Raw genomic sequence first — 9,136 nt, 5'->3', positions numbered from 1 at the left:
CGCCGGCCACCAGTACAATCTGCTGGGACATATCGGCGCCAACACCAGCGGCGTCGTGGTCGAGCCTTATCTCATCACGCTGACCGAGAATTCGGATGTGTTCCCGACCTTCCAGCATGCCGGCATGGAGTTCCTCTACATGCTCGAGGGCGAGGTGGTTTACCGGCACGGCAACAACCTCTACCCGATGAAGCCGGGCGACAGCCTGTTCTTCGATGCCGACGCGCCGCACGGACCGGAAGAGCTGACGCAACTGCCGATGCGGTATCTGTCGATCATCTGCTATCCGCAGAACAGTGCGGGGTGACACGTTGTTCCTCGCCCCACGATAGTGGGGAGAGGTGGCTCGGCGAAGCCGAGACGGAGAGGGGAGCGCCCTACGAAGGCCCCTCTCCGTCCGCTTCGCGGACACCTCTCCCCCGCTTTGCGGGGGCGAGGAACCCAAGTCTTCAGTCCGGCCCAAATCCCGGTGAAGTCGGGCTGCCATCATCCAGCTTCGACAGCCACTCCACCAGCGTCGGCCGATACCGCGTCAGCCCCTTGTAAGTGGCGAGTTCTTCCGGCAGGTCGCGGATGACGCGGTGCAGGCGGCGCGCCCATTTCGGCTGGGTGACCAGCTCGTCCATCTTGATCAGGTAGCAGCGGATCGGGAAGACGATGGCGTTCGAGCGCGGCAGCCGCCAGAAGCTTTGCAGCTCGACGCGCAGATGTACCTTCTGGCCGACATTCTCGGGCGTGACGGTGGCGCGGTCCGGGCCCCATTTGTGATAGTTCTCGGGGCTGGTGTCGAGGCGCGGATTGATGGTCATCGTCCAGTTGAGGCGCCGCGCCGGCTTGCCCTGCTGGATGTTGGTGAGAAATTTCAGCGCACGGGTGAAGATGCCCTTCTCGTGCGCCAGCGGGACCGGCGCGTGCCATTCGAAGAAGTTCATGCCGATGTCGAAATCGAGCGACCAGTCGGCTTGGGTGGTGACCATGCCGGCATCCATCCACAGATTGCCGTCTCGCTGGTCGAGGATGCAGAAATCGCCCTGGCTCTGGCGGGTGATGTATTCCATCGGGCCATAGGGCAACGTCGAGGTGTCGCCGAAGGTGAAGGTGTCGTCGATGCCGAGCGGCCGGTTGATCCAGCGCCAGCGGTCGCCATCGCGCTCCAGCGTGAAATGCTCGGGATAGCCGAGCGCCTGCTGCTCCATCAAAAGCTCGAGCAGGTCCCAGCCGGCCAGCGTCATATGCGGCAGCGACTGGCAGCGCAGCGGATCCTCCGCCAGCACCAAGGCGCGGTCCTGCATCTCGGCGACATAGTGCTCGTCGACGTCGATCAGGTTTTCCAGCACCGAGCCCTTCGGGCCGACGACATGCGGCTCGATGTTGACCGCGTACATGTAGGCGTCTTCGTTGAACGGGAACGGAAAGCGCCTGATGTGCTCGGGGCTGTTCCTGAAGGTGTAGTCGTCGCGGAAAGTTTCCTTGCGAAAGGTGATGCCCATTGACGCCTCCTATCTTTCCAGGACCAGCGACTTGCCCTCGAAGCGCGAGACGCAAGGCATGATCTTGCAGCCGGAACGGTGGTCTTCCTCGCTCAGCCAGTGATCGTTGTGGATGAACTTCCCGTCGGAGGAGATCACATTGGTCTCGCATTGGCCGCAGACGCCGCCGCGGCAGAGATAAGGCGGGTCGACGCCGGCCGCTTCCATGGCTTCCAGCAGGCTCTGTTGCTCGCCGACGCGGATCGTCTTGCCGCTGAGGGCCAAGGTCACGTGGAACGGCGCGCCGGGCTGGGGCGCCGCGAAATGCTCGAAATGCACCGTCTCCGACGGCCAGCCGAGCGCCGCGGCGCGGTCGCGCACCCAGTTGATCATGCCGGCCGGGCCGCAGACATAGAGATGCGTGCCGAGCGGCTGCGAGGACAACAGCCGGTCGAGATCGATGCGCTCCTCGCGGTCGTCGTGATAGAGCCTGACGCGGTTGCCGTAGCGCTGCCGCAAGACATCGGCATAGGTGCCGAGCGAAGCGGTGCGGCAGGTGTAATGCAATTCGAAATTGCCGCCGGCGCCCGCCAGCTGCGAGGTCTGCGCCATGAAGGGCGTGATGCCGATGCCGCCGGCCAGCATGAGATGCTTTTTCGCCCTGAGATCCAGCGAGAACAAATTGACCGGATAGCTGATCACCATCTCCAGGCCGGGCTTGACCTGTCGGTGCATGAACAGCGAGCCGCCGCGGCCGACATCGTCGCGGCGCACCGAGATCGTGTATTCGCGCGTGTCGAGCGGCGAGCCCATCAGCGAATAGGGGTTGAGCCTGGTGCGATCACTGTCGCGCATCTCGACCACGACATGGGCGCCGCCGGAGAAAGTCGGCAGCAGGCCGCCGTCGCGGCGGCGGAAATGGAAGCGGGTGACGAGATGGTTGACGGGGACGACGTCACTGACGACGACATCGAGCTTGGTGGTGCCGGTGCTCATGGGAAGGCCTCCTCCATCGGAGGAATCTCGGAGCGATCCTCGGCGTTGATGCACACGCCCTGGAAGGCGGCGAGGCGCCGCGAATAATGATCGCGCACCAGGAGCAGCAGGCCGCAATGCGAGCAGAGCGCCGGCTGCGTCGTAACGTTCTCGGTGATGCCCTTGCAGTGCACGCATTGCATGCGCCGCGCCAGCGAGCCGCGATGCTCGGTCTGGATGGAGGTGTGGTCCATGCCGGCTTCGAGCGCTGCCTGCATGGCCTGGCCGATCAGGCCCTCGGTGCCGGCAAGATAGAGACGCAATCCCATATGGGCGTTGGCCAGCGTCTGCTTGAGACGCGGCAGGAGGCTGGCGAAGGACGGCGCGATGTGGAGCTGCGCCGGCTTCAATGCTTCCAGGGCCGCGATGTGCTTGCCCTCCGAGCCTGGAATGAAGTCGATTTCCGCGCCGTCGAAAAAGCCGGGCGGCGCCTTGCCGGCCATATCCGTGATCGCCAGCGCGCCTTCGGCATCGGCGATGAAGAGGTGATGCTTGCCAGGCTGTGGAGACAGGGTTCCGTAAATGGGCCTGCTGATGATCGTCTTGGCTGCCATTCTTCCTTAGATCAGTTGGAGCATGATCTTTTCCGAAAACCGGTTCCCACTTTTCGGGATCATGCTCTAGTGCCTCGAACCCCTCCCCGTTGATGATGCCTCAACCCTTGGCGGTGCGCTTGGTCTTCTTCGGATCGTCGAACGGCAAGGGCTGCGCCGTCGCCTTGATCGAACCGCTTCTGTTGCGGATCTCGAGCCGGGTGTCCTTGACCGCGCAGTCGACGTCAAGGCGGGCGATGCCCATCGATTTCTCGACCAGCGGCGAATACATGGCGCAGGTCACCACGCCCACCTTCATGCCGTCGCGGTAGACCGGCGCGCCTTCGTCCGCCGGCTCCTTGCCGTCGAGCAGCACGCCATAGATCTTGAAGCGCTCCTTGCCCTTCAGCCGATAATGCTCCTCGGCGCCGCGGAAACCGGTCTTGCCGGGGCTGACGGTGAAGTCGAGGCCGAGCTCCCACAGCGTGTCGCCGGGGCCTTCGTTCTCGAACGGATATTTCTGGGAATTGTCGTAGGGGTAGAAGAGCAGATAGCTCTCGACGCGCAGCATGTCGAGCGTGGTGAAGCGGCACGGGATGATGCCGGCGCTCTTGCCCTCCTCGAGGATCCTGTCCCAGATCGTGCCGGCGTCCTGGCCGCGGCAGAAGATCTCGTATCCGCGCTCGCCGGTGTAGCCGGTGCGCGAGATCATGACGGGCAAGCCGAAGAGCTGCGTCTGCATATGGTGGAAATAGGGAAGGTCGCGGATGCCGGGCACATGCTTGGCCAGATAGTCGACGGCGGTCGGCCCTTGCAGCGACAGATCATGCAGATTGTCATCGAAGCGCAGCGAGACGTCGCGCCCCATGGCAGCCCGCTGCAGCTCCTCATGGCCGGTGCCGGAGCCATGCACGACCATCCACGAGTTCGGGCTGATGCGGTAGAGGATGCAGTCGTCGGTGAACTTCCCGGCCTCGTTCAGCATGCAGGCATAGGCCGACTTGCCGGGATAGATCTTCTCCACGTCGCGCGTCGTGGCGAGGTCAATCAGATGCGAGGCGTGCGGCCCGGTGATGTGGACCTTCTTCAGGCCGGAGACGTCCATCAGCCCGGCCTTGGTGCGGATGGCGATATATTCCTCGTCGGCGTCCTTGTCATAGGTCCAGGCGGTGCCCATGCCGCTCCAGTCCTCGAGTTTCGAGCCGAGCGCGCGATGGCGATCCGCCAGGGTCGAGAATCTCCAGGATGCCGTCATCCGATCGTCCTCCGTGCGATTAGGTCGCTTAAGCGGTTGCTGTTCCCTGCTCCTGCTTGGCGGCGGAGCTTGCTCGAATATTGATCGCAAACGGCGGAGCCCTGCAATCCCCTTGAAGCAAATAATTTCATTGTCAGTTAAATTTCTTGCCCGGGGACAAATAGCTTACGGAGCGTAAATCCGGCTTGACAATTTCGAAGATCGGTCGGAATTTATGAAAAAAATTTCACTCTCTAGAAAGAGTGGACGCCCGGTCGATTTCGGGGCCGGACGTCGCCAGAAGGGGAAAAACCGATGTCCGACCTGCAGCAGCGCATCGAAGCGCTGTATCGTTCCGACGTGCGCGGATCCGTGCTCTTGATCGTTTGCCTGTGGGTGACGATCCTCTTCGTCCTCCTGATGACCTGGGCCTACATCCCCGACAGCGGGATCAAGCTCGTGGTGGTGATCGCGGCTGCCGCGGTGCTGATCTTCAACACCGCCGCCATCCTGGCGATGCTCAACCACTACAAGGAAGACAAGGACTTCATCTACGGCCTCGACATCAAGAACGCCGACGCGTTCCGCAACAGCAAGTCCTGAGGGGGAAAGACCATGTCCCGCTACATCCCGCCGGAACAGAGCAAGGCCGGCCAGATTTTCGACATCGCCGTCGTCGTGGTCGCCATCTTCGTGGCGCTGTGGCTGCCGCTGAAGCTCGGCCTTGCCGGCGCGGCGAAATCCATCGATCCCCTGGACGCCAAGACCTGGGACGCGCTCGGCCAGAATGCGACCATGGCGTCGATCTGGGAGAAGCTCGGCTACACGCCCGAGACCGCGCACGACATCATCCAGAACCGTTTCCACTACATCATCGACTGGCCGACGCTGATCATCATGGCGATCGTGCTGGTCGCCTATTTCGTCTTCCTGTTCCGCGCCTCCGATCGCGAGTATCGCGAGGTGATCAACGAAAGATTCGACGACAAGTAATTCGGGGACAAGATCCATGTGGATGGCAATCAACTACGCCTGCTGGGGCATCTCGGTCTTGCTTGCGCTCTGGATGCTCTACGACTGGTTCAAGATCGACACGACCTATTCCGAGGACGTGCTGACTTCCTCGCGCGAAGGCGAGCTTGAAGCCGTTTCCGAGAAACACCGGATCTGAGTGGGGACTGACGATGACCGCTGCGGTTGAAACGGGACTGACGACGACGATCCACGGCGACAGGGTCTCGCTGCTTCGGGTGCTCGGCCCCGCCCATGTCTGGGCGCTCGGTGTCGGCATCGTGCTGGTCGGCGAGTTCACCGGATGGAATTTCGCGGCAGACAAGGGCGGCGCGCTGGCCGCGCTGATCGTCTGCTGGATCGTCGGACTGCTTTACACCTCGGTCGCCATGATCGACTCGGAGGTGACCTCGACCGTGGCCGCCGCCGGCGGCCAGTACGCGCAGGCCAAGCACATTGTCGGACCGCTGATGGCCTTCAACGTCGCGCTGTTCCTGGTGTTCGCCTACACGATGCTCGAAGTGTCGGACGCCATCCTGCTCGGCGACACCATCGTCGCCAAGGCCGGCGTCGAAGGGCTGACGCACAATTCCTTCATCGCCGCGACCATAGTCGTGCTGGCCTGGCTCAACTATCGCGGCGTGCTGATGACGCTCAACGTCAACTTCGTCATCACCGCCATCGCCTATGTCTCGATCGTCATCCTGTTCTTCTCCGTCAGCCCGTGGACGCAGGGCGCGGTGCTGAAGCTCAACGAGTTGGTCACCCCCGGCAACGCGCTGCCCTATGGCTGGATCGGCGTCATCGCCGCCTTCCAGTTCGGCATCTGGTACTATCTCGGCATCGAGGGCACCACGCAGGCGGCCGAGGAAGTGCGCTCGCCGGCGCGCTCCCTGCCCTACGGCACCATGGCCGGCATGATCACGCTTTTGATCGCGGCCGCCATGACCTGGTATGTCTGCGCCTCGCTGATGCCCTGGGAATATCTTGGCATCACCTATTATCCGCTGTGGGACGCCGGCAAGCTCACGGGCAGCCCGCTGCTGGAGAACCTTTTGTTCATCGCGACGCTGCTGGCGGCGCTCGCCTCGGCCAATGGCTGCATCAACGACGCGGCGCGCGCCTGGTTCTCGCTCGGCCGCGACCGCTACCTGCCAAGCTGGTTCTCGGCGGTGCATCCGAAATACCGCACGCCCTATCGCTCGATCCTGTTCCTGCTGCCGATCGCGCTCGCCTTCGCCTTCATCGCCGACCTCAACCAGGCGATCACCTTCTCGATCCTGTCCGGCGTGCTGCAATACACCTTCATGAGCATCAACATCATGATGTTCCGCAAGAAATGGCCGCTGGGCTCGATCCGCCGCGGCTACACGCATCCCTTCCATCCACTGCCGGCGATCGTGCTCTTCTGCCTCTGCATGGTAACGTTCTTCGCCATCTTCCTGGGCTTCGGCTCACAGCTGATCGCGATGACGGTGTTCTATTTCCTGATCTCGCTGTGGTTCCACTTCTATCGCTACAAGTTCGTGCGGCGCGGCGACCAGTTCTCCATGCCGTGGCCGAAGCCGCAGGGTTATTGAGTGGAGTGAAGGCCCGCCTCTCGACGGCGGGCCGTGGCGTGTCGAAATGTCGGAACTGACGTCAGTATTGCTTGCCGGAGCGATCGCATTGGCGGTCGTCGCCCATATTGCCTGGCTCGCGCGCGCCAGCCGCAACAGGGCGAAGGCGGCTCTGGCCGCCGACACGGCGAGCGTCTGCAGCGTCGTTCTCGATGCCGCCGACATTTCCGGCGGCACGGCCGGCGTGGTCACCTGGGCCGGCACGTGGAACGGCCAGCGCGTTCAGCTGCGCACCATCGTCGACACGCTGGCGACGCGAAAGCTGCCGACGCGCTGGCTCAGCGTCTCGATCACTGAGCCGGTCGCCGTGCCGGGCATTTTCGACATGATGATGCGGCCGAATTCGGCGACAACGTTCTCCAATTTCGACCATCTGCCGCACACGCTCCCGAAGGTGCTCGGCTTTCCCGCCGACGCGGTGCTCAAGACGGACCGCAGAGGCGTTGCCTTCCCGCAGGACCTGATCGCCGCGCATATCGACATCTTTGCCGAGGGGCGCGCCAAGGAATTGCTGATCACGCCGAACGGCGTGCGCATCGTCTGGCTGCTGGCCGAGGCCGAGCGCGCGCGCTACGGCGTCTTCCGGCAGGCCGCGTTCGGAGATGCCGGGCTCGATCCGGCCTTGATCGAAAGGCTGCTCGAGGCCGCCTCCACGCTTCGCCAAGCCATCAACCGGCACGAAAGGCAGGCGGCATGAGCGACGGAACCGCCACCCCTGCTCCCGTCAATCCCTATCTCGTGCTCGGCGCGGCGGTCATTTTACCGGCAAGCGGCCACGTCATGCTCGGCGTGCCGGTACGCGGCCTGCAGTTCCTGTTCTTCATGGTGATCCTTGGCTGGATAACGACCAAGCTGGCGCCGGCCGATGCCAGCTTCATCGGCCGCCATGCCGGCGCTTTCCTGATCTATGCTTTCTCGATCCTCGACGCCTACAAGATCGCACGTGTCCGCCATGCGATCTGGGTTCACAAGGCGCGCCCGGGCGGCGATAGTGCCGCAGGCGATGTGCCGCCCAACATGTAACCACAGGAAAATTTCTTTCATAGCAATTGAATTCGGCTCGCTCATTGAGTACATCATCTGAGAGCCAAAAAACGTTGGAGGCTGGCATGTGCGGAATCGTCGGACTTTTCTTGAAGGACAAGGCGCTGGAGCCGAAGCTCGGCGCCATGCTGTCGGAGATGCTGGTGTCGCTCAGCGACCGCGGCCCGGACAGCGCCGGCATCGCCATCTATGGCGCGGCCACCGGCAACGAGGCCAAGATCACCGTGCAGTCACCGAAGGCAGACCGCGATTTCCGCGGCCTCGACGCCGAACTCGCCAAGGCGATCGGCGCGCCGGTGAGCGTGGCGGTGAATTCGACGCACGCCGTCATCAGGACCACGCCGGACAAGGTCGATGCCGCGCGTGAAGCGCTGCAGACGCTCAGGCCCGACATCCGCATCATGGGCGCCGGCGAGGCGGTTGAAATCTACAAGGAGGTCGGCCTGCCGGAGACCGTCATCGATCGCTTCCATGTGCGCTCGATGACCGGCACGCATGGCATCGGCCATACCCGCATGGCAACGGAATCGGCGGTCACCACGATGGGCGCGCATCCGTTCTCGACCGGCGCCGACCAGTGCCTGGTGCATAACGGCTCGCTCTCCAACCACAACAATGTGCGCCGCGAGCTGATCCGCGACGGCATGAAGTTCGAGACCGAGAACGACACCGAAGTTGCCGCGGCCTATCTTTCCAACCGGATGGCGCATGGCAAGAATCTGGGCGAGGCGTTGGAAGGCACGCTCTCCGACCTCGACGGCTTCTTCACCTTCGTCGTCGGCACGAAGAACGGCTTCGGCGTGGTGCGCGACCCGATCGCCTGCAAGCCGGCCGTGATGGCCGAGACCGACCAGTATGTCGCCTTCGGCTCGGAATATCGCGCGCTGACCAAGCTGCCCGGCATCGACAATGCGCGGGTCTGGGAGCCGGAGCCCGCAACCGTTTATTTCTGGGAGCATTGAGCCGATGCCGGCAACCCCAATGTCGAAGGCCGAACGCGACCAGGGCGGTGCGAGGATCTTCGACCTCTCGCAACATTCGCTGCGCGAATTGAACGAGGCGCTGCACAAGCTCGCGCCGGGTTCGAATGAGACCGCCTGGGAAGTGCTCAACCCGAAAGGCAGCCATTCGGTCGCCGTCGGCGTCGACCAGCCGGTCACCATCGATGTGCGCGGCAGCGTCGGTTATTAC

12 protein-coding genes and 1 pseudogene are annotated in these 9,136 nt (G+C 63.1%); 9 read left to right on the top strand and 4 right to left on the bottom strand.

Going from position 1 to position 9,136, the window contains the following annotated elements:
* The coding region (locus EOA27_RS10595; protein ID WP_145970318.1) for a cupin domain-containing protein at window positions 1-307 on the top strand (307 nt) is incomplete at its 5' end.
* Window positions 308-449: 142 nt separating this feature from the next.
* On the opposite strand, the gene EOA27_RS10590 is transcribed toward EOA27_RS10595, so the two are convergent.
* The 4 genes from EOA27_RS10590 to EOA27_RS10575 all read right to left on the bottom strand — a co-directional run bounded on the left by EOA27_RS10590 (window position 450) and on the right by EOA27_RS10575 (window position 4,292).
* Window positions 450-1,490, bottom strand: a complete 1,041-nt coding sequence (locus tag EOA27_RS10590) for a DUF3445 domain-containing protein (protein WP_126078662.1) — start codon at window positions 1,488-1,490, stop codon at window positions 450-452.
* A 9-nt stretch (window positions 1,491-1,499) separates the two neighbouring features.
* A complete protein-coding gene (locus EOA27_RS10585) occupies window positions 1,500-2,465 on the bottom strand; it encodes a PDR/VanB family oxidoreductase (protein WP_127256109.1) in 966 nt (321 codons plus the stop codon).
* Entirely contained in the window at window positions 2,462-3,058 is a 597-nt protein-coding gene (locus tag EOA27_RS10580; protein WP_126078664.1) for a dimethylamine monooxygenase subunit DmmA family protein, read from the bottom strand. Before EOA27_RS10580 ends, EOA27_RS10585 begins: the two co-directional genes overlap by 4 nt.
* A 100-nt stretch (window positions 3,059-3,158) precedes the next feature.
* Window positions 3,159-4,292 (bottom strand): aminomethyltransferase family protein, encoded by a 1,134-nt coding sequence (locus EOA27_RS10575; RefSeq protein WP_126078665.1) that lies wholly within the window; start codon window positions 4,290-4,292, stop codon window positions 3,159-3,161.
* 294 nt (window positions 4,293-4,586) lie between these two features.
* Here EOA27_RS10575 and EOA27_RS10570 point away from each other — a divergent pair, with 294 nt between their 5' ends.
* From EOA27_RS10570 to EOA27_RS10535, 8 genes and pseudogenes are all read left to right on the top strand, one after another.
* Complete coding sequence (locus EOA27_RS10570) at window positions 4,587-4,874, top strand: hypothetical protein (protein WP_042645897.1); 288 nt, start codon at window positions 4,587-4,589, stop codon at window positions 4,872-4,874.
* Between the two features lie 12 nt (window positions 4,875-4,886).
* Window positions 4,887-5,264, top strand: coding sequence for a hypothetical protein (locus EOA27_RS10565; RefSeq protein ID WP_126078666.1), 378 nt, complete (start codon window positions 4,887-4,889; stop codon window positions 5,262-5,264).
* Between the two features lie 16 nt (window positions 5,265-5,280).
* The gene (locus tag EOA27_RS10560; protein WP_042645899.1) at window positions 5,281-5,442 is read left to right on the top strand and encodes a hypothetical protein; all 162 of its coding nucleotides are present in this window, start codon (window positions 5,281-5,283) and stop codon (window positions 5,440-5,442) included.
* Between the two features lie 13 nt (window positions 5,443-5,455).
* Window positions 5,456-6,862, top strand: coding sequence for an amino acid permease (locus EOA27_RS10555; RefSeq protein WP_126078667.1), 1,407 nt, complete (start codon window positions 5,456-5,458; stop codon window positions 6,860-6,862).
* A gap of 46 nt (window positions 6,863-6,908) precedes the next feature.
* Entirely contained in the window at window positions 6,909-7,598 is a 690-nt protein-coding gene (locus tag EOA27_RS10550; protein WP_189343211.1) for a hypothetical protein, read from the top strand.
* Window positions 7,595-7,924: a hypothetical protein gene (locus EOA27_RS10545; protein ID WP_127250310.1), complete on the top strand. Its 330-nt coding sequence runs from the start codon at window positions 7,595-7,597 to the stop codon at window positions 7,922-7,924. The genes EOA27_RS10550 and EOA27_RS10545 overlap by 4 nt, the downstream gene beginning before the upstream one ends.
* An 86-nt stretch (window positions 7,925-8,010) precedes the next feature.
* Window positions 8,011-8,907: a glutamine amidotransferase family protein gene (locus tag EOA27_RS10540; protein WP_126078669.1), complete on the top strand. Its 897-nt coding sequence runs from the start codon at window positions 8,011-8,013 to the stop codon at window positions 8,905-8,907.
* A gap of 4 nt (window positions 8,908-8,911) precedes the next feature.
* Window positions 8,912-9,136: pseudogene (locus tag EOA27_RS10535) on the top strand (protein GlxC); the annotation flags it as partial.

It is taken from the genome of Mesorhizobium sp. M2A.F.Ca.ET.037.01.1.1, from assembly GCF_003998075.1.
Classification (GTDB): domain Bacteria; phylum Pseudomonadota; class Alphaproteobacteria; order Rhizobiales; family Rhizobiaceae; genus Mesorhizobium.
This window is presented reverse-complemented; position numbering and strand designations above follow the sequence as displayed.